Source organism: Bradyrhizobium sp. (assembly GCF_049512235.1).
Taxonomy (GTDB): domain Bacteria; phylum Pseudomonadota; class Alphaproteobacteria; order Rhizobiales; family Xanthobacteraceae; genus Bradyrhizobium.
In genome coordinates, this window is sequence record NZ_JBEKXH010000077.1 from 1 (window position 1) to 19,258 (window position 19,258).

Annotated in this window: 17 protein-coding genes; 7 read left to right on the plus strand and 10 right to left on the minus strand. The window is 62.1% G+C overall.

What is annotated here, in order from left to right:
- From ABSG20_RS09920 to ABSG20_RS09930, 3 genes are all read left to right on the plus strand, one after another.
- The coding region (locus tag ABSG20_RS09920) for an ATP-binding protein (protein ID WP_423864325.1) at window positions 1-2,654 on the plus strand (2,654 nt) is incomplete at its 5' end.
- Window positions 2,644-5,424, plus strand: coding sequence for an ATP-binding protein (locus tag ABSG20_RS09925; protein WP_423864326.1), 2,781 nt, complete (start codon window positions 2,644-2,646; stop codon window positions 5,422-5,424). The genes ABSG20_RS09920 and ABSG20_RS09925, both read left to right, overlap by 11 nt.
- 285 nt (window positions 5,425-5,709) lie before the next feature.
- Window positions 5,710-5,940, plus strand: a complete 231-nt coding sequence (locus tag ABSG20_RS09930; RefSeq protein ID WP_423864327.1) for a DUF6894 family protein — start codon at window positions 5,710-5,712, stop codon at window positions 5,938-5,940.
- On the opposite strand, the gene ABSG20_RS09935 is transcribed toward ABSG20_RS09930, so the two are convergent.
- The gene (locus ABSG20_RS09935; protein ID WP_423864328.1) at window positions 5,937-6,695 is read right to left on the minus strand and encodes a Crp/Fnr family transcriptional regulator; all 759 of its coding nucleotides are present in this window, start codon (window positions 6,693-6,695) and stop codon (window positions 5,937-5,939) included. The two genes, ABSG20_RS09930 and ABSG20_RS09935, sit on opposite strands and share 4 nt — an antisense overlap.
- Before the next feature lie 191 nt (window positions 6,696-6,886).
- Here ABSG20_RS09935 and ABSG20_RS09940 point away from each other — a divergent pair, with 191 nt between their 5' ends.
- The gene (locus ABSG20_RS09940) at window positions 6,887-7,243 is read left to right on the plus strand and encodes a hypothetical protein (protein WP_423864329.1); all 357 of its coding nucleotides are present in this window, start codon (window positions 6,887-6,889) and stop codon (window positions 7,241-7,243) included.
- A 138-nt stretch (window positions 7,244-7,381) separates the two neighbouring features.
- On the opposite strand, the gene ABSG20_RS09945 is transcribed toward ABSG20_RS09940, so the two are convergent.
- Window positions 7,382-7,663 (minus strand): hypothetical protein, encoded by a 282-nt coding sequence (locus ABSG20_RS09945; protein WP_423864330.1) that lies wholly within the window; start codon window positions 7,661-7,663, stop codon window positions 7,382-7,384.
- 107 nt (window positions 7,664-7,770) lie between these two features.
- Between ABSG20_RS09945 and ABSG20_RS09950 the strand changes: the two genes are divergently transcribed.
- Entirely contained in the window at window positions 7,771-8,451 is a 681-nt protein-coding gene (locus ABSG20_RS09950) for an AAA family ATPase (protein ID WP_423864331.1), read from the plus strand.
- Window positions 8,452-8,610: 159 nt separating this feature from the next.
- Here the strand turns inward: ABSG20_RS09950 and ABSG20_RS09955 are convergent, their stop codons facing one another.
- The 3 genes from ABSG20_RS09955 to ABSG20_RS09965 all read right to left on the minus strand — a co-directional run bounded on the left by ABSG20_RS09955 (window position 8,611) and on the right by ABSG20_RS09965 (window position 9,524).
- Entirely contained in the window at window positions 8,611-8,745 is a 135-nt protein-coding gene (locus tag ABSG20_RS09955) for a hypothetical protein (RefSeq protein WP_423864332.1), read from the minus strand.
- Between the two features lie 131 nt (window positions 8,746-8,876).
- The gene (locus tag ABSG20_RS09960) at window positions 8,877-9,026 is read right to left on the minus strand and encodes a hypothetical protein (protein WP_423864333.1); all 150 of its coding nucleotides are present in this window, start codon (window positions 9,024-9,026) and stop codon (window positions 8,877-8,879) included.
- 222 nt (window positions 9,027-9,248) lie between these two features.
- Window positions 9,249-9,524, minus strand: a complete 276-nt coding sequence (locus ABSG20_RS09965) for a metal-sensitive transcriptional regulator (protein ID WP_423864334.1) — start codon at window positions 9,522-9,524, stop codon at window positions 9,249-9,251.
- 52 nt (window positions 9,525-9,576) lie between these two features.
- Between ABSG20_RS09965 and ABSG20_RS09970 the strand changes: the two genes are divergently transcribed.
- The gene (locus ABSG20_RS09970) at window positions 9,577-11,988 is read left to right on the plus strand and encodes a heavy metal translocating P-type ATPase (RefSeq protein WP_423864335.1); all 2,412 of its coding nucleotides are present in this window, start codon (window positions 9,577-9,579) and stop codon (window positions 11,986-11,988) included.
- A 400-nt stretch (window positions 11,989-12,388) separates the two neighbouring features.
- On the opposite strand, the gene ABSG20_RS09975 is transcribed toward ABSG20_RS09970, so the two are convergent.
- Window positions 12,389-13,312 carry a LysR family transcriptional regulator gene (locus tag ABSG20_RS09975; RefSeq protein WP_423864336.1) on the minus strand — a complete coding sequence of 308 codons (924 nt, stop codon included), beginning with the start codon at window positions 13,310-13,312 and terminating at the stop codon, window positions 12,389-12,391.
- Between the two features lie 2 nt (window positions 13,313-13,314).
- Entirely contained in the window at window positions 13,315-14,280 is a 966-nt protein-coding gene (trxB, locus tag ABSG20_RS09980) for a thioredoxin-disulfide reductase (RefSeq protein WP_423864337.1), read from the minus strand.
- A gap of 262 nt (window positions 14,281-14,542) precedes the next feature.
- Here trxB and ABSG20_RS09985 point away from each other — a divergent pair, with 262 nt between their 5' ends.
- Window positions 14,543-15,022, plus strand: coding sequence for an Lrp/AsnC family transcriptional regulator (locus ABSG20_RS09985; protein ID WP_423864338.1), 480 nt, complete (start codon window positions 14,543-14,545; stop codon window positions 15,020-15,022).
- Window positions 15,023-15,038: 16 nt separating this feature from the next.
- Here ABSG20_RS09985 and ABSG20_RS09990 read toward each other — a convergent pair whose 3' ends face one another.
- The 3 genes from ABSG20_RS09990 to carB form a co-directional block, all read right to left on the minus strand.
- Window positions 15,039-15,437, minus strand: a complete 399-nt coding sequence (locus ABSG20_RS09990; RefSeq protein ID WP_423864339.1) for a DoxX family protein — start codon at window positions 15,435-15,437, stop codon at window positions 15,039-15,041.
- A 208-nt stretch (window positions 15,438-15,645) separates the two neighbouring features.
- Window positions 15,646-16,122, minus strand: a complete 477-nt coding sequence (gene greA, locus ABSG20_RS09995) for a transcription elongation factor GreA (protein WP_423864340.1) — start codon at window positions 16,120-16,122, stop codon at window positions 15,646-15,648.
- 140 nt (window positions 16,123-16,262) lie between these two features.
- Window positions 16,263-19,258: carbamoyl-phosphate synthase large subunit (gene carB / locus ABSG20_RS10000; protein ID WP_423864341.1), on the minus strand; the 2,996-nt coding region annotated here is incomplete at its 5' end.

Consider the following 19,258-nt stretch of genomic DNA (forward strand, 5'->3'; position numbering starts at 1 on the left):
ACGCGGTGTCATGGCCGGTACCGGTGATGGATATCAGCGGGCGCGAGCAGTTTCGCCATGTGCGCGACCACGCCGATCCCGAGATTTTCGTCAGCGAGCCCGTGCCCAACATGCTGGACGGCGCCTGGACGCTGTATCTGACCCGACGGCTCAACGGCCCGCAAGGCGAATTCAAAGGGATCGTGCAGGCGGCGATCAGGCTGGCGGATTTCGAGGAGTTTTATCAGTCGCTCGCGCTGGGTGAGAGCAACACGATAACGATGTTGCGGCAGGACGGGATGAGGCTGGCGAGCTATCCTCGGTCGAACCGCATTGGTACCGTCGTCAAAGATCCCTCCAAGTTGAAGAGCGGCGGTGAATTGGAAGTGATCGATCCCGACGGAGCGAAGCGCTTTCTCGCCATCCATCCGGTACGCGGCTTTCCATTGGCGGTTTCGTCGGGGATGACCGAGCAGGCCATGCTTGGGTCCTGGTGGCGGGATGCCATGATCATGCTTTTTGGCGCTATGGCGGCCGTTGCCGGTGTGCTCGTGCTGCTGGTGGCGATGGCGGAAAAAATCCGCCGGCTGCGGGATTCCGAGCAGTTGCTTGCGCGTCAGAACAGCAGCCTTGAGCAGACCCGGCGCCTCCTGCAGGAAGCGCAGCGGATCGGAAAACTTGGCTATTGGATTACCGACGTCGCGGGCGAAAGCTCCGTCTGGTCGCCGCAAATATTTGAAATTGCCGGACTCCCGCCCACGGCGACCGTCAACCTCAAGGCCGTCGAGGCGTTGCTGCACCCCGAGGACGCTGACGAGTATGTGCGACTACGCATGCAAGTACGCCGGACCAAAGCTGCCTTGACTCACGAGCATCGCTGGATCCGGCCCGATGGTGGCCTGCGCTGGGTTCGCGTGGAAGCCATTCCCAGCCTTGGCCCCGATGGAGAAGTGATCGGGCTGTTCGGCATTGTGCAGGACATCACCGAACGCAAGACCGCCGAGGCGCACGTGCTGGAATCCCAGCGCAGGCTCTCGGATGCGATCGAGTCGATTTCGGACGGCTTCTTGCTGTACGACAAGGATGATCGGTTCGTGCTGGCAAATTCCCAGTGTCGGAATTTTTTCCCGGCACTGGAAGATCTCTTTGAACCGGGAAAGCTTTTTGCCGAATTGTTGCGTGAGGGAAATAGGCGGGGCGTTTTCGATCCGGGGCTCGACGGGTTCGATGACTGGTTTGCAACAATGCTGGCCTGGTACCACGCGGCGAGCGATCCGCTGGTGCGCCGGTATGCCGATGGCCGCTGGATCAAGTTAAGGACCTATCGAACTTCCGACGGCGGCGTCGCCGGCCTGTGGAGCGACATCACGGCATTCAAGCAGGTCGAAGCCGCGCTTGAACAGAAAGTCGCCGACCTCGAGACCGCGCAACGGCAGCTCGAAGCGCAGAAGCAGGCGCTGGTCGAAAACGCCGCCGAACTGATCGCCGCCAGGGACGCGGCCGAGGCGGCCAATCGCGCCAAGTCGGATTTTCTCGCGATCATGAGCCACGAGATCCGGACGCCTATGACCGGAATGATCGGCATGGTGAATCTGCTTGCCGAAATGCCGCTCAACGAAGAGCAGCGTCGCTACGCCAATCTCGCTATGGAATCCGCGGATGGTCTGCTCTGCGTCGTCAACGACATCCTGGATTTCTCCAAGCTGGAAGCTGGTCGCCTGGTGACCGAGGCGATCGACTTCGATGTCAAGCGCCTGATCGCGGGCGCTGTTGACTCGTTGCGGAACAAGGCAGCCGAGCGAGGCCTCGATCTTAGCCTGTCTTTTGGGCACGGCATGCCGGAGTGGCTCAAGGGCGACCCAACCCGTATCCGGCAGATCCTGCTCAACTTGGGCAGCAACGCGATCAAGTTTACCAGTCAGGGCCATGTGCGGGTCGCGGCTTACCATCGCGTCCTGATCGACGGCACCAACGAATTGATTGTCAAAATCACGGACAGTGGGATCGGAATTCCCGCCGACGTCAAGGACCGTCTGTTTAATGCCTTTATACAGGCCGACACTTCGGTATCCCGCAAATATGGTGGCAGCGGTCTGGGTCTCGCAATCTGCGACAAGCTTTGCAAGATGATGGGCGGCACAGTCGGCGTCGACAGTACGGATGGCCAGGGCAGCACATTCTGGTTCACGGTGAGGTGCCCGTTGGGAATACCCGATGTGGTGGGCCCGGCGCTTGACCGGTCCGAAGAGGATCCGGGTTGCCCGCTGCATATCCTGGTGGCGGAGGACAGTCCGATTGTCGCGACGCTGATTTCAACCCTGCTCCGAAAAAAGGGCCATCACGCCGAAATGGTCGTCAACGGCGCTGAGGCAGTGACAGCCGTTCAGAAGGCCATTTACGATCTGGTGCTGATGGATGTGCAGATGCCGGAGATGGACGGTATTTCGGCGACCAAGGCGATCCGTGGCCTGTCAGGAGCCGAGCGCGCCGTCCCGATCATCGCGTTGACGGCCAACGCACTGGCCGGTCAGCGCAAAGAATATCTTCAGGCCGGCATGAACGACTACGTAACCAAGCCAATTCGACCTGCGGCGCTCTTCGCAGCGATTGATCGCTGGGGCCGCAAGGACGGTATCGATGGCTCGCCGGAGGTTGAATTCCATCATGAATGTTAAGAAAAATCCTCTGCGCGATGGCTCGGCATGCGGTCTGGAACCGATTCATATTCCCGGCTGCGTCCAGCCGCACGGCGCGTTGCTGGCTGTTCTGTCCGACAGCGGGGTGATAACTCACGCCAGCGCCAATCTCGATGTGATCCTGGGGCGCGCGGCCGAAACTGTGATCGGCCTGCCATTGGCCGACGTCCTCGGCGATGAGGCTCGCCAGACGATTTGCAATCCTGCCTCAGCCAACGGCATGAAACTCGAGCAGGTCTATGTCTTGCGTGGACCTGATGGCGGCACCCTACACCTTCGGGCGCATCAGTCTGGAAGGTACCTATGCCTTGACATGGAGCCGGTGCGGCGCGAACCGGGGCAAAGTCCGCCGGTTATCATGCTGCAGTCGCTGCTCGAGGTTTTTGTCGGTGCGACCAGCCGCGACGAGATTTGCGCCATTGCGGTTGACGGTTTGAAGTCGATCGCGGGTTATGACCGTGTCATGGCCTATCGCTTCTGCGAAAACGGCGATGGTGAAGTGATCGCCGAAGCCCGCGAACCGCATCTTGAACCTTATTTGGGGCTGCGCTACCCGGCCAGCGACATTCCCCCGCCGGCGCGGCGTCTTTACCAGCGTCACCGCGTCGGCGTCATATGCGACACCTCTTACGACCCCGTTGCCCTGCTCGCGCATCCCACGCTTTCCGATGCTGAGCCGGTCGACCTCACCCGCAGCTCGCTGCGCAGCGTCTCGCCGATCCATCGCGAATACCTGCGCAACATGCAGGTCGCGGCCAGCATGAGTGTTGCGGTTGTCTCCGGGCAGAAGCTCTGGGGCTTGTTGTTGTGTCATCATGGCTCCCCCAGGGTCGCCGCGCCGGACTTGCGCAGCGTCGCAGACATGATCGGTCAATATGTCGCGCTCCGGCTTGCAGATCTCGAGGCGGCCGAAATCGATGCAGGGCGCGTGGCCGACCTGCACGCGACGGCCGATCTGCTGACCGCGCCGATGCCGCTGCCCGAGGCGTTCACCGCCGCTGAAACGCCGCTGCTTCGCATGGTCGATGCCGCCGGCGTTGTCGTCCGGCTGTCGGGCGAGAATTTCCATTTCGGCAAGCATCCGAGGGCGGCGGCTGAGGGCGCACTCGAACTGATGCTATCCTATTCCCATGGGGAGATCGTGGCCGTCGATGACTTGAGCCGGCGTTATCCTGAACTGGCCAGGAGCGCGGCTGAATTGAGCGGCGCACTGCTGATGCCGCTTTCGCATGGCCACGAGGATGCGATTATCTGGTTGAGACCCGAGAAGGCCAGCACCGTCAGATGGGCCGGCAATCCCGCAAAGCCGGGCGTCATTGATCCTGCGACGGGGCGGCTTTCGCCACGGAAGTCGTTTGTGCCCTGGATCGAAACCGTCACCGGCCGCTCCAGTCCCTGGTCGAAATCAGACCTCGAACTTGCGCAACAGCTTCGCTTGGTCGTGCAGGCCGAGATGGCGCGGCGTGCCCGGAAAGACCTGCGGCACATGGAGGTGGACCTCGAGCAGAGGGTCGTGGACCTCGAGCGTGTCAAGGCCGACCTTGAGGCGCAAAAGCTCGAGCTGATCGCGACCGCTACCGAGCTGTGCCTGGCGAGAGACGCCGCGGAAGCCGCGTCTTCCGCGAAATCGGATTTTCTGGCGATGATGAGCCATGAAATTCGCACGCCGATGACCAGCATGACCGGGATGCTCAGTCTGCTGCGCGACACGCCGCTGAACGAGGAACAGAAGCAATTGGCCGAGGTTGCGCGTAGTTCAGCCGCGGCGCTGCTGGCTGTCATCAATGACATCCTCGATTTTTCCAAGCTCGAGGCCGGCCGCCTGCTTCCCGAAGCGATCAACTTCAATCTGGAGCGGCTGACCGGCGAGGTCAGTTCACTGCTCGACGCCGCCGCCTCTGACAAGGGCCCGCGGGCCGTGGTTTCGCTGGATAACGATATCCCGAAATGGCTATGCGGCGATCCGAATCGAATTCGCCAGATCCTGCTCAATTTGGCCAACAACGCCATCAAATTCGCGGAAAAAGGCAGCGTACGAATTGCGGTGTCGCATCGCGTCGGGCCCGACGACGGCATCGAGCTTCGTGTCGAGGTCATCGACGAGGGCCCGGGCATCGCCCCGGATGTTCAGGCCCGGTTGTTCAGTCCGTTCACGCAGGCGGATAGCTCGGTATCGCGCAAATACGGCGGCACCGGCCTTGGACTGGCGATATGCAAGCAATTGTGCCTGATGATGGGCGGCACGATCGGCGTTGACAGTGCGCCGGGATGCGGCAGCACCTTCTGGTTCACGGTGCGCTGCGCCCAGGGGTTCGAACCTCAGGCGCCGGCGGTCGCGCCGGGCATGGCAGCGACCTCGCATTCCCTGAAGATCCTCGTTGCCGAAGACAACGCTCTGATTCAAAAGCTGATCTCGAAGCTGCTGGCGAAGGCGGGACACCAGGCGGAGATCGTGGCCAACGGCGCGCTGGCTGTTGCCGCGGTCGAACGCCAGCGGTACGATTTGGTATTGATGGACATGCAGATGCCTGAACTGGACGGTCTCTCGGCGGCGCGAAAGATACGTCAGTCGGGCGGCCCGATGCGCGAAGTGCCGATCATCGCGCTCACGGGCAATGCATTGGTCGGTCAGCGCGAAAGCTGTTTGGCCGCTGGCATGAACGATTATCTCTCCAAGCCGTTCGAGCCCGAGCAACTCTACGCGGCGATCGATCGTTTGGCGGGCGCCTGGAGGGCGGCGGTCGCATAGCAAGCCCGCAGGCGACGCGGCGCCACCAGCCCTGCGTTTTCCGCATCGCTAGAGGTCACCTTGGTGACCGTCGCATGTCAACTTCGCGGCAGCCGCCGCATTATGTTCAACGCCGTGCATGGCTACTTCACTGCCGCCCCGGCATTGTGCTCAACGCCAGCGGGCGCCGATGCCACGAATTGACCTGAATGAAGAAAGAAAATTGCCCCGTTATTACTATGTATAATCATATCGTTACCGCTTATAACGATCCGGCCCTGTGGCCGCCGTGCCGAGGTCATCAAGATGCCACGCTATTATTTTCGTATCGCGCACGGAAGTTATTCCGGCACTTCAGATGTCGCATTCGATCTCCAGGACGACGACGAGGCCTGGAAGGAGATGACCAGGGTGTGTGCGGATCTCGTCAGCGGCATCACGCGCGCCCTGAAGCCGGATTCCGACTGGCAGATGGAACTATTGGACGACAACAAAAAAGCCCTGTTCAGGATCCGTCTGCTGGCGGAAAAGGTCTAGTCTGATTGCCTTTCGCAGGCGTGCTGATAGGCCATCACGGCGGCGTAGCATTCACACGATTGGGCTTGCAAAGCATCGACATCTATTATTTCCACAAGCCCGCGGCTGAAGCGGATGATGCCGGCCTCTTTCATGGCATGCGCCACCAGTGACAGGGCATTGCGCCGGATGCCCAGCATTTCTGCCAACGCTTCCTGCCTGACGGTAAATTTGGTTTCGCCGAACGTATCGCTAAGGCGCAACAGCTTCCGCGCCAATCGCGCTCCCACATCGTGGACCGCATTGCAGGCAATCGACTGCTCATCGATAGCCTGTTGAATGGCTTCACTGCGAGCCAGCGCGGCGCGGAGCGCTGCGCTCTGGTCAATCGCAACTTGAAGGTCGGGCAGGTCGATGACGGACGACTCGCCTTCGATCCGAACGACGGCTGAGGCAAACCACCTTCGCTCTGCGGCTCCCGAAGTGGCGCCAAGAGCGCCATCGCGACCTGTCATGCGGACCTCGACCGTGTCTCCGTCGGCCATGGTTATTATTGAGGAAATGACGCCGCTATGGGGAAAGTAAGCGCTTTTTGCGATCTCTCCCGACCTCGCCAGCACCAAGCCATGCGGCATATCGATGGTGCGCAGGCAAGGCCGCAGCAATTCGAAGTCGGCTGAAGGAAGATGCGCCAAAAGCAAGTTCTGGGATTGCTGAGTGGCCATGCGCGCCTCATTGAAACCTAAGCAAAACCCGGCCCGCGGGAACAACCGCAAGCCCGAATCTACCCAATGTTCACTGAGCGCCCGTCGCACAGCCTAGCACGACGGAGGCGCGTTACTAGCATTTTGTGCGATGCTTGCGCGAGCGAGCGAGCGAGCGGGCGAGCGGGCGGGCCGGGCGTTCCGGCCTTGCCAATCGTCCTTCATTCACCCACAATTCGCGAAAGCAACACATCGGGGGAATCATGGTGGCTTTCGGTTCCAGGATTTTCCAGCCCGGCGTGATGTTGGCAACGGCGCTCTCGGTGCCGCTGCTGCCGACTGCAGGCCGAGCCTATACCGCAGAGCAGCAACAGGCCTGCACCGGCGACGCGTTCCGGCTTTGCAGTTCCGAGATTCCCGATGTCGACCGTGTCACGGTCTGCATGGTCAGGAATAAATCGCAGCTCAGTCCTGGCTGTCGGGTGTTCTTCAGACCCGAGCCCGAGGTCACGCCGGTTGCGGCGGGGAAGCCCCTCAGCATCAGGCCGGCGATCGCGCGGAAGCCGGCCAGCGCCAAGCCGCGCAAGCCCAGGAAGCCGGCAAAGCCGGGCGCGACCTGAACTGCAGCTCAGGTCTGCATTTTAAGTCTGCATTACTGACCTTGCTGAGGCAGCCCGAAATACGCACTCCACCGATTATCGGGTGATCACCTTCATGCGGCCGCAGCGCCTTGGCTGCGCCGGCCTGGACGATGTGAACTAAACGTTATCACTAATCACGATGAGGTGCTCATGCGTCGGGTCGCGCATCATGAGTGCCGGGTTGGCGGGGTGTTGAACCGCTCTGCAGGCGGCCGAGCTGCCAATCACGGAAGGGTCTTCGAGAAAGCCGGCGGTCTGATCGCAGAACGGATCGGCATGACGGCAACGGATTCGATCGCTGTTCGCAAAACGGTCGCTCAATGATTCATCAACCAGCCTTGCAACCACCTTCGATTCAATCGCGACCGTTTGCAACTCAAGGTATGAGTTAAAAGCCATCTTCGCTGTCTAATCAATAGTCGCGTCACGATTGCCCGCAAATTTTTCTTTCACGAATCAGTCCGCTCATTCATTTTGGCCTCCAGGGTCATCATGGAGGCCAAGGTATGAACGTTATTGTTTTCGCTTCGCGTAAAGGTGGCTCGGGAAAAAGTACGTTGGCCGCCCATCTGGCTGCTCACGTCCATAAGGTAACGAAGCCCTGTCTGCTCATCGATGCCGATCCGCAGGGGTCGCTCACGCTCTGGCACAAGCTGCGCGGCACCAACGAGCCACCGATCAAGACCGCGGTCACTTCCGTCAGCGCCATCATCGCCGCCGCGAAACGCGACGGTTTCGAATGGGTGTTCATCGATACGCCGCCTAATACCTCCGCGGTCGTGGAAGATTCCATCAAATACGCCACGATGGTGATTGTTCCGGCGCGGCCGGGCGTTTTCGACGTCAACGCCGTCCAGGACACCATTCAGACCTGCCGCAACGCCCGCAAGCCCTATGCGGTGGTGATCAACGGCGCTCCGGCACGCCGCGACGACGCCGAGAGCCCGATCGTCGCCATCGCGCGGGAAGCGCTGGCCAAGTTTCGTGCCCCGGTATGGGGCGGACAGATCACCAACCGGGCCGATCTCCTGATGGCGCTCAGTCACGGCGAGGGTGCCCGCGAATACTCCGCCGAAGGCCGCGCGGCGGCGGAAATCGGCCGGCTGTGGACGGCGATCGAACGCTCGGTAAAGGCGATCCGTGGATCGGCGCCCGCGGCCGGCACGATGCACAAGCAGGCGGCATAGCCAGCGGCGCTGCCCGGCCGTAGAAACGCGCGTGCTCCGCGCGTTTTTTGTTGTTGATGGAGCTCTATAATGACCATCGCCATTGGCAGCAGGCGAAGCGACGGCAATCCGGCTCTTCGTGCTGCGGAAAGCTGGGGCCGTTCTGAGCCCGCGATGGGTCTAGCCGACCATCAGTACGTAAAATGCGATGACCGGCGACAGGCACAGGATCACGGACCAGATTCCGAGCGCCCAAAGCACGTCCTCGGTACTGAAGCGCTGTTGTTCGCGATATGGATAGTTACTGGCAGTCACGTACGCCCCCGCGTTTTTGCTTTTATGCCGACATTGATAAGCGTCGAATTCTAAAAAAACCGGTTGCAATTTCGATCCCATTCGATACCGGGTGCCAGCCGCGGTTAACCACGCGGGCACATGTCATGACATCAGCTTGTCAGCAGATGGAAGGCCAGCGCCGGCAGCAGGCCCAGCAGCACGGCCCACAGGCCGAACGACGACACCAGGAGAAGATCCTGCAGCGTTTGATGCTGCACGGACGTCGGGTAGCCTGCATTTTGAATGGGTAGAGCGGTCATTGTTTCCCTGTTTTTTTGTTGAGGGATCTTTATAGGTCCTGGGCTTTAAAGCCTTTGCTGCCAGATCGTTCGAATTTTGAGACCAGCGTCACCGCGCGTTAACCACGGCCGGTTTTCCACGGCCTGCTCGATCGTGGTGCCGCGGTTTCGCGGCGCCGTGAAGCATTGTTCGCCGCGCCGCTCGCCTCCGCGGAACGAACAGATACGATGACGGCTCGCGGACTATCTGTCCGCGCGGCCTATTACGTCCATCAGCTCCGCGATCTTGCGGCGCTGGTCGGCCTTGTCGCCGGACAGAATCGCGTGCTCGACGCAGTGGGAGACATGGTCGCGCAGGACTTCCTCCTCGACGCGGCGCAGCGCCGCTTTCGCCGCGGCGATCTGCGTCACCACGTCGATGCAATAGCGGTCGTCCTCGACCATCGCGGCGAGGCCGCGGATCTGGCCTTCGATTCGCTTCAGCCTTTTCAGGCAGGACGTCTTGATCTCGGCGCGCATAGCGGTCATATACCCCCCCAGGGTATATGGATCAAGGGGCCGGGAGAGTTTGGTGGCAGCGGCAGATCATGGTCACGCAGACGGCACGCAAACCGGCCACGGCGGCCATCATCATGGCGATTCGATGCCGCAGTCCCGCTCCCGCTGCGGCGGCAAACACGCCGCGGAAGGGGTCGCCGCGATGCCGGCGACCGATCCGGTTTGTGGCATGAGCGTCGCCCCTGCGACTGCCAGGCACCGTTTTTCCTACCAGGGGCAGGATTATTTCTTCTGCGGCGCGCGCTGCCGCGAGCGCTTCGAGGCCGAGCCGGAAAAATTCCTGCACCCGAGCCAGCCCGAACCGGCGGCGCCGGCCGGCATGATCTACACCTGTCCGATGCATCCGGAGGTGCGGCAGACCGGACCCGGTGCCTGTCCGATCTGCGGTATGGCGCTGGAGCCCGAAGAGGTCTCGCTCGACGATGCGCCGGATCCCGAACTGACCGATATGGTCAGGCGGTTCTGGATTGCGCTGGCGCTGACGCTTCCGGTGTTTGTGATCGAGATGGGCAGCCATCTCGGCCTGATGCACCTTGTACCGCCGACGTGGTCGAACTGGATTTCGTTTGCATTTTCGACGCCGGTGGTGCTGTGGGCCGGCGCGCCGTTCTTCGAACGCGGCTGGCGGTCTTTGATGACCCGGAACCTCAACATGTTCACGTTGATCGCGATGGGCACCGGCGTGGCCTATCTCTACAGCGTGGTCGGCACGCTGGTGCCGCGGTGGTTTCCGCCTGCCTTCCGCGACATGCACGGCATGGTCGCGGTCTATTTCGAGGCCGCCGCCGTCATCACGGTCCTGGTCCTGCTCGGGCAGGTGCTGGAATTGCGGGCCCGCGCGCGCACCTCCGGCGCGATCCGAGCGCTGCTTGGCCTAAAGCCAAAAACCGCGCGGCGCATCGCCTTGCATGGCGACGAGGACGTCGCGATCGATCTTATCGCAGTCGGCGATCGGCTGCGGGTGCGCCCCGGCGAGAGAATACCGGTCGACGGCATCGTCAGCGAGGGGCGTTCTCTGGTCGACGAGTCCATGGTGACCGGGGAATCGATGCCGGTTTCGAAGGCCGAAGGCGCGCGCGTGATCGGCGGCACCATCAACCAAAGCGGCGGATTGATCCTGCGCGCCGACAAGGTCGGCCGCGACACCATGCTGGCGCGGATCGTCGACATGGTGGCGCGGGCGCAGCGCTCGCGGGCGCCGATCCAGGCGCTCGCCGACCGGGTCGCCGGCTGGTTCGTGCCGACGGTGATCGCAACGGCGGTGCTGGCGTTTTCGGCCTGGGCGGTATTCGGACCAGAGCCGCGTTTTACCTTTGGGCTGGTCGCCGCCGTGACGGTTTTGATCATCGCCTGTCCCTGCGCGCTCGGCCTGGCCACTCCGATGTCGATCATGGTCGGCATCGGCCGCGGTGCGCGTTCGGGAATCCTGATCCGCGACGCGCAAGCGCTGGAGCGGTTCGAAAGCATCGACACCGTCGTGATCGACAAAACCGGTACCCTGACCGAGGGCAAGCCCCGGGTGGTCAGCATCGTGACGGTGGACACAAGCGACGAAGCGGAATTGCTGCGGCTTGCGGCCAGTGTCGAGCGCGGCAGTGAGCATCCGCTGGCGCAGGCGATCCTCAATGCCGCCTTCGATCGCAGGTTACGGCTTGCCGATGCCGACGATTTCACCGCGCGCCCGGGCCGTGGCGCCACCGGAACCGTCGACGGCCGCAAGATCGCGCTCGGCAATGCGACCCTGATGGGTGAGTTGAATATTGCAACCGGGGTGCTGGACGATGCCGCGGAGGCCGCGCGGCAGGATGGCGCCACCGCGATCTATGTCACGATCGACGGCCGCGCCGCCGGCATCATCGCCATTGCCGATCCGATAAAACCGTCGGCGCCGGCCGCCTTGCAGGCGCTGCGTGCCGCGGGCTTGCGGATCGTGATGCTGACCGGCGACAACCTGACCACGGCGCGGGCGGTGGCATCAAGGCTTGATATCGTCGAGATCGAGGCCGGCATCCTGCCGGAGCGCAAGAGCGAAGTGGTGCAGCGGCTGCGCCGCGAGGGCCGCCGCGTCGCCATGGTGGGCGATGGCGTCAATGACGCGCCGGCGCTGGCCGCCGCCGATATCGGAATCGCCATGGGCGGTGGCACCGACATTGCGATCGAAAGTGCTGGAGTCACGCTCTTGACCGGAGACCTCATGGGCATGGTGCGGGCCAGACGATTGTCGGTTGCGACCATGCGCAATATCCGACAGAACCTCGCCTTCGCTTTTCTGTACAATTCCGCCGGCGTGCCGATCGCCGCCGGCGTGCTGTATCCGGTGTTCGGCATTCTCTTGTCGCCGATGGTCGGCGCCGCGGCGATGGCGCTGTCGTCGGTCAGCGTGATCGGCAATGCGCTGCGGCTGGCGCGGACCAGGCTGGACTAGCGGCGTCGATTCCTGATTGGGCGAGAAGCCTATCGCGCGCGTCGATCACAATTCCCCGGAAGGGGATTTTCTTTCGAGAAAGCCGCGATGCAGAGATTGTTCATCTCTCAAATAATGTCTGCACGCGTCACCGCTGTCAACGATGGTGTTGCGCAATTGGAACACCGCGTTCCAAAAAAAAAGCCGGGCTCCATAGAGCCCGGCCTAAGGCATTGGCCACGTGAGGCCGACACAATCACCTTCCAAGAGGGACTACTGAGCGCTCGCGCCACTGGAGGAGGGGGACAATGCGCAACGCGAAAACCCAGCGTCCGCCATTATGGTCCGCGGTTGCGTCCTGCGGCAAGCGCTCGCACCGCATGTCAGTCATGCGAAGAGCGGGGATTGCAAGACGAAAGCTTTACGATGGCCAGCGCTGCGCCTTGCTCACTACGAAATCCCGGAACACCTGCACCCGCGCCACCGTCTTCAACTCTTCGGGATACACGAAATAGGTATCGAGCTGGATCGAGTCGGATTCGCCGAACAATTGCACCAGGCGGTTATTTTCCTCGACCAGATAGTCCGGCAATGCCGCGATACCTAGTCCCTGCTGGCAGGCGCGCACCAACCCTAAGATGTTGTTGACCTTGAAATAGGCCTCGCGCGGACCGGAGCCATTGCGGCCGGCATCGATCAGCCAGCTGCGATTTTGCAGGTGCTGCGGAACCTGCGCATCGCTCAGCATGATGATGCGGTGCGCGTCGAGCTCGTCAAGGGTGCGCGGCGTGCCGAAGCGCTTGATGTATTCCGGCGAGCAATAAGCATGAAAGCCGATCGAGAACAGCTTGCGCTGGATCAGGTCGGGCTGGGTCGGCTTACGGGTGCGGATCGCGACGTCGGCTTCGCGCATCGACAGGTCGAGTTCCTCGTCGGTGACGATCATGGAAATCCGGATCTCCGGATAAAGCGCGGTGAATTCGTGCAGCCGCGGAATCAGCCAGTTGATGCCAAGCGCTGGCGGCGTCGTGATCTTGAGGTCGCCGCTCGGCCGCTCGCGGCTGTCGGTCAGTTTGGCGCGCGCGGCCTGCAGCTGCATGAACACGTCATGCGCGGTGCGAAACAACAGGTCGCCCTGTTCGGTCAGAATGAGACCGCGGGCATGGCGATGGAACAGCGACACCGACAGCTCCTGCTCCAGCGCGCTGACCTGCCGCGACACGGCCGATTGCGACAGGCCAAGCTGCTCGCCGGCATGCGTGAAGCTGCCCGCTTCCGCCGCCGCGTGAAACACCTTCAGCTTGTCCCAATCCATGTCGGTAAATCCGTCCCGAGTTCGTGCCATGATCATTCCGCCGCCGCGCGCTCGCTGGCGCTTGAAGCAAGAAAACGCTCGGCTTCGAGGGCGGCCATGCAGCCAAGGCCCGCGGCCGTGACCGCCTGCCGCCAGGTCTCATCGGCGACGTCGCCGGCGGCGAACACGCCCGGCACCGAAGTCGCGGTCGAGTTCGGCGCCACCTCGACATATCCGGACGGCTTCAGCTTGACCTGGCCGGCAACGAGGTCGGTCGCCGGGGCGTGCCCGATCGCGATGAAGACGCCGTCGGCCGGCAGTTCGGTCAGCGCGCCGGTTTTGACATTCTTCAAGCGGACGTGGGTGACCTTGCCGGGGTTTTCCGTACCGCAGATTTCGTCGATGGCGCTGTCCCACACCACCTTGATCTTGGGATGATTGAACAGGCGCTCCTGCAGGATGCGCTCGGCGCGAAAATGGTCGCGCCGATGCACGATCGTCACCTGCGAGGCAAAATTGGTCAGAAACAGCGATTCCTCGACCGCGGTGTTGCCGCCGCCAACGACGACGACCTGCTTGCCGCGGTAGAAAAACCCGTCGCAGGTCGCGCAGGCCGACACGCCAAATCCCTTGAACTTTTCTTCCGACGCCGTGCCGAGCCAGCGCGCCTGGGCGCCGGTGGCGAGAATGACCGTCTCAGTGAGATAGACGTCGCCGCTGTCGCAGCTGAGGCGGAACGGCCGGCGTGCCAGTTCAACCTTGGTAACCAGATCGGTGACGATTTTGGTGCCGACATGGGCGGCCTGCTTTTCCATCTGCTCCATCAGCCACGGGCCCTGGATGACATCGGCGAAGCCCGGATAGTTTTCGACGTCAGTGGTGATGGTGAGCTGGCCGCCGGGTTGGATGCCCTGGATCAGCACGGGTTCAAGCATCGCGCGCGCAGCGTAGATCGCCGCGGTGTATCCGGCCGGGCCGGAGCCGATAATGACGACCTTGGCGTGGATGGGGGCGGGCATGGGCAGGTCCGTCTCTTCAAGGTGATCTGGTCAGTGCTTGGGCGGATGACGCTCGGAAAGGCATCCCGGCGCCGCCAAAAGTGTCAAATCCAAGTTTAGGATATCTGGCAAGCTATGCAAGAATTGCAATCCATATCAGCGAATTTTACCTTCGGGGACCGATAAGGTGAGACGCGCGAGCAATAAAATTGCGCGGCCGGCACCGGCTGCGCTATGACTATTACCGTTATTTGTCCGCCTGCCTTGTAGCCCGGAAACCCACGTGCCGAAGAACCTCGACGAGATCGATCTTAAAATTCTCATTGAAATCCAGGCCGACGGCCGAATCACCAATGTGGAACTGGCCAAACGCGTCGGGATTTCGCCACCGCCCTGCCTGCGCCGCGTGCGGACGCTGGAGCAGGCCGGCTACATCCAGGGCTATCGCGGGCTGTTGGATCCGCGCCGACTCGGCTTTGATGTCACGGTGTTCGCATCGGTGCATCTGTCCAGCCAGGCCGACGCCGATCTGCGCGCGTTCGAGGAATTCGTCCGCGCCGAGCCCTTGGTGCGTGAATGCTGGATGCTCTCGGGCGAAGTCGACTTCATTCTGAAATGCGTGGCGCCTGACATGGCGACATTTCAGAATTTCGTCACGCGCCTGACGGCGGCGCCGCATGTCCGCAATGTCAGGACGTCACTGGTACTGCACAATTCCAAATACGAGGCGGCGGTGCCGCTGGAAATCAAGGTCGCGGGCTGATCGATCCGGCTCGCCTTCACTCCTTGTTTCGAATCATCGCATCGAGACTGATCGGGCCGCCGCCCGCGGTGGAGAGATAGAGACAGGCAAAGCAGAACAGGATGGCTAGGGTGCCATTGTTGATCAGGGGAAAAAAGCCGCGCGGAAAATGTTCGATGAAATAGGCAAACGCCATTTCACCGGACAGGATGAAAGCGACAATTCGGGTAAGCAGGCCAAGCATCAGCAGCCCACCCAGCACCAGTTCGATGGTCCCCGCGGCGCCGAACAGCGAGAACAGCTCTACTTTTGCGAACATCGGCACCGGGGGAAATTTGAAAAGTTTGGCGACGCCAAACTGAAACAAAAGCAAACCGGTGATGAAGCGAAACAAGCTCAGCGCGACGGGCTGCCATTTGGCAAAAAGTACATCCATGTCATGTGGTCCCCTGTTGACGGGTGATGTCTAGCATTCCCGTGGACAGCCGTCAGTGGTGACGGTTCCCTCATGCACATATAAAAAGATGCAGCCCGCCGAAGCCTGCCTCCCGGGGACGGACCGCGATCGACCAAAGCTGCGCCACAACGCGGCTTCGGTGTGTCCAGCCACTCCTATTAGCGGCCTGCCGCTCGGCAGCCAGGCTCTAGCGCCATTCGACCTTGGTGATCTCGTAGGCCTTGGCGCCGCCGGGCGCCATGACTTCCACCGAGGCGCCCTTCTTCTTGCCGATCAGCGCTCGCGCCAGCGGCGAGGTGATGGAAATCCGGCCCTTCTTGGCATCGGCTTCCGGTTCGCCGACGATCTGCCACACCGCTTTCTTGTCGGTGTCCTCGTCGACCAGGGTGACGGTGGCGCCGAACTTGATGGTGTCGCCCGAGAGCTTGCTGATGTCGATGATGTCGGCGCGCGCGAGCTTGTCCTCCAGGTCGGCGATACGGCCTTCATTATGGGACTGCTCTTCCTTTGCGGCGTGATATTCCGCGTTCTCCGAAAGGTCGCCATGCGAGCGCGCTTCGGCAATGTGCTCAATGATCCGCGGACGCTCCACCGACTGGCGCTGTTTCAATTCGACCTCGAGGGCGGCATAGCCGCCGGCGGTCATCGGAACCTTTTCCACCATCTTCCATCGTCCTTCAACTTCATGCGGACCAATCCGCGGCACGCACAAACGCCGAAACAGAACCCCCCCATGGCTGGCGAGTTCCAGGCACGAGGGTTTCACGGCCGATCAATTGGCGGCCGCAAAATGCGGCCCAAAGATCAGGTTTCGGAAAAATAACTCTGCAGCGTGCGGACCTCAAGGTCCCCGTCCAGATAGGCGCGGATGCCCTGGGCTGCCGCCACGGCACCTGAAAGAGTGGTGTAATATGGAACTTTATGCAAGAGGGCAGCTCGTCGTAAAGAGCGGCTGTCGGCCAGCGCCTGCGGCCCTTCGGTGGTATTGAAGACCAGCTGGATCTCGCCATTGGTTATGGCGTCAACGATATGCGGCCGCCCCTCCAGCACCTTGTTGACCTTTTCGGTAGGGATGCCGCGCTCGGCGAGGAAACGCTGCGTCCCGGAGGTGGCCATCACCTTGAAGCCAAGCGAATATAACAGCCGCACCGCGTCCGCGATCCGGGTCTTGTCGGTCTCGCGGACCGAGACGAACACCGTGCCCTTGCGCGGCACGCGGGTGCCGCCGCCAAGCTGGCTTTTGGCGAATGCCACTTCGAACGAGCGGTCGATCCCCATCACCTCGCCGGTCGAGCGCATTTCCGGACCGAGCACGGTATCGACGCCGGGGAAGCGGGCGAACGGGAACACCGATTCCTTGACGCCGACATGGCCGAGCTTGCGCTGCTTCAGGTCGAAGTCGGCGAGCTTCTCGCCGGCCATCAATCTGGCCGCGATCTTGGCCACCGGCATGCCGATCACCTTGGCGACAAAGGGCACCGTGCGCGAGGCCCGCGGATTGACTTCGAGCACATAGATGTCGCCGTTCTTGATGGCATATTGCACGTTCATCAGCCCGACCACGTCGAGGCCGAGCGCCAGTTCGCGGGTCTGGCGTTCCAGCTCAGTGATCATCTGCGCGTCGAGCGAGTGCGGTGGCAGCGAGCAGGCGGAGTCTCCGGAATGAATGCCGGCTTCCTCGATATGTTCCATGATGCCGACGATGAAGGTGTCCTTGCCGTCGCACAGGCAATCGACGTCGATCTCGGTGGCATCGGACAGATAGCGGTCGAACAGCAGCGGATTCTTGCCCAGCACGGTATTGATCTGCCCGGTCTTGTCGTTCGGATAGCGCGCCCTGATGTCGGCGGGTACCAGCTCCGGCAAGGTGCCGAGCAAGTAGTTGTTGAGCTGGTTTTCTTCGCGGATGATCTGCATCGCGCGGCCGCCGAGCACATAGGACGGACGCACCACCAGCGGCAGTCCGAGATCGGCGGCCACCAGCCGCGACTGCTCGACCGAATAGGCAATGCCGTTTTTCGGCTGCTTCAGGCGCAGCTTGTCGAGCACGCGCTTGAAGCGGTCGCGGTCTTCGGCCAGATCGATGGCGTCGGGCGAGGTGCCGAGGATCGGCACATCGGCGGCTTCCAGCGCGCGGGCCAGTTTTAGGGGCGTCTGGCCGCCGAACTGCACGATGACGCCGTGCAAGGTGCCGTTTTTCCGCTCGGTGGCAATGATTTCCAGGACGTCCTCGGCCGTCAGCGGCTCGAAGTACAACCGGTCCGCGGTGTCGTAGTCGGTCGAAACCGTTTCCGGGTTGCAGTTGATCATGATGCTTTCATAGCCCGCATCGTGCAGGGCGAAGCAGGCATGACAGCAGCAATAGTCGAATTCGATGCCCTGGCCGATGCGGTTGGGTCCGCCGCCAAGGATGATGACCTTGTTCTTGGCCGAAGGCGCGCTCTCGTCGGCGGCAGCGCCCGCGAACGGCGATTCATAGGTCGAGTACATGTAGGCGGTCGGCGAGGCGAACTCGGCCGCACAGGTGTCGATGCGCTTGAATACCGGCCGAATCCCGAGCCCATGGCGCCGTGCCGTGACGTCGGCCTCGGTGATTCCAGCCAGGACCGCCAGCCGCGCGTCGGAAAAGCCCATCGCCTTCAGGGTCCGCATGCCGAACGCGTTGCCGGGCAGGCCGCTTTTCCTGACCTTGTTTTCGATCTCGACGATGCCGCGCATTTCGGCGAGAAACCACGGATCGATCTTGCAGGATGTGAAGATATCCTCGTTCGACCAGCCAAGCCGCATCGCCTGCGCCACCTGCAGAATCCGGTTCGGCGTCGGCGTGCCCAGTGCGGCGCGGATGGCGTTCTTGTCGTCGCTGCGGCCGAGCCCCTCGATCTCGATCTCGTCGAGTCCGGTCAGTCCGGTTTCGAGGCCGCGCAAGGCCTTTTGCAGGCTCTCCTGGAAGGTGCGGCCGATCGCCATCACTTCGCCGACCGACTTCATCGAGGTGGTCAGCGTGGTGGAGGCGCCGGGAAATTTCTCGAACGCAAAGCGCGGAATCTTGGTGACGACGTAATCGATGGTCGGCTCGAACGAGGCAGGCGTGGCGCCGCCGGTGATGTCGTTGGCGATCTCGTCGAGCGTGTAGCCGACCGCCAGCTTGGCGGCGACCTTGGCGATCGGAAAGCCGGTCGCCTTCGACGCCAGCGCCGAGGAGCGCGATACCCGCGGGTTCATCTCGATCACGACCATGCGCCCGTCGGCCGGATTGACGCCGAACTGCACGTTGGAGCCGCCGGTTTCGACCCCGATCTCGCGCAGCACCGCGAGCGAGGCGTCGCGCATGATCTGATATTCCTTGTCGGTGAGCGTCAGCGCCGGCGCGACCGTAATGGAATCGCCGGTGTGGACACCCATCGGGTCAAGGTTCTCGATCGAGCAGACGATGATGCAGTTATCTTTTTTGTCGCGCACCACCTCCATCTCGAACTCTTTCCAGCCGAGCACCGATTCCTCGATCAGCACTTCGCTGGTCGGCGAGGCATCGATGCCGCGTTCGACGATGTCGATGAACTCCGCCTTGTTGTAGGCGATGCCGCCGCCGGTGCCGCCGAGCGTGAACGACGGACGGATGATGGCCGGCAGGCCGATATCGTCCAGCGCATCGAGCGCCTGCGACAGCGTTTTGACCTGATGCGATCGCGGCGTCGGCAGGCCGATGCGCGTCATGGCGTTGCGGAACAATTCGCGGTCTTCCGCCATGTCGATGGCGTCGGCGCTGGCGCCGATCATTTCGACGTCGAACTTCTCCAAGG

Coding starts and splice junctions, on each gene's coding strand:
- ABSG20_RS09925 (WP_423864326.1), top strand. CDS start 2,644: ATGAATGTTAAGAAAAATCCTCTGCGCGATGGCTCGGCATGCGGTCTG.
- ABSG20_RS09930 (WP_423864327.1), top strand. CDS start 5,710: ATGCCACGCTATTATTTTCGTATCGCGCACGGAAGTTATTCCGGCACT.
- ABSG20_RS09940 (WP_423864329.1), top strand. CDS start 6,887: ATGGTGGCTTTCGGTTCCAGGATTTTCCAGCCCGGCGTGATGTTGGCA.
- ABSG20_RS09945 (WP_423864330.1), bottom strand. CDS start 7,663: ATGGCTTTTAACTCATACCTTGAGTTGCAAACGGTCGCGATTGAATCG.
- ABSG20_RS09950 (WP_423864331.1), top strand. CDS start 7,771: ATGAACGTTATTGTTTTCGCTTCGCGTAAAGGTGGCTCGGGAAAAAGT.
- ABSG20_RS09960 (WP_423864333.1), bottom strand. CDS start 9,026: ATGACCGCTCTACCCATTCAAAATGCAGGCTACCCGACGTCCGTGCAG.
- ABSG20_RS09965 (WP_423864334.1), bottom strand. CDS start 9,524: ATGCGCGCCGAGATCAAGACGTCCTGCCTGAAAAGGCTGAAGCGAATC.
- ABSG20_RS09975 (WP_423864336.1), bottom strand. CDS start 13,312: ATGGCACGAACTCGGGACGGATTTACCGACATGGATTGGGACAAGCTG.
- trxB (WP_423864337.1), bottom strand. CDS start 14,280: ATGCCCGCCCCCATCCACGCCAAGGTCGTCATTATCGGCTCCGGCCCG.
- ABSG20_RS09990 (WP_423864339.1), bottom strand. CDS start 15,437: ATGGATGTACTTTTTGCCAAATGGCAGCCCGTCGCGCTGAGCTTGTTT.
- greA (WP_423864340.1), bottom strand. CDS start 16,122: ATGGTGGAAAAGGTTCCGATGACCGCCGGCGGCTATGCCGCCCTCGAG.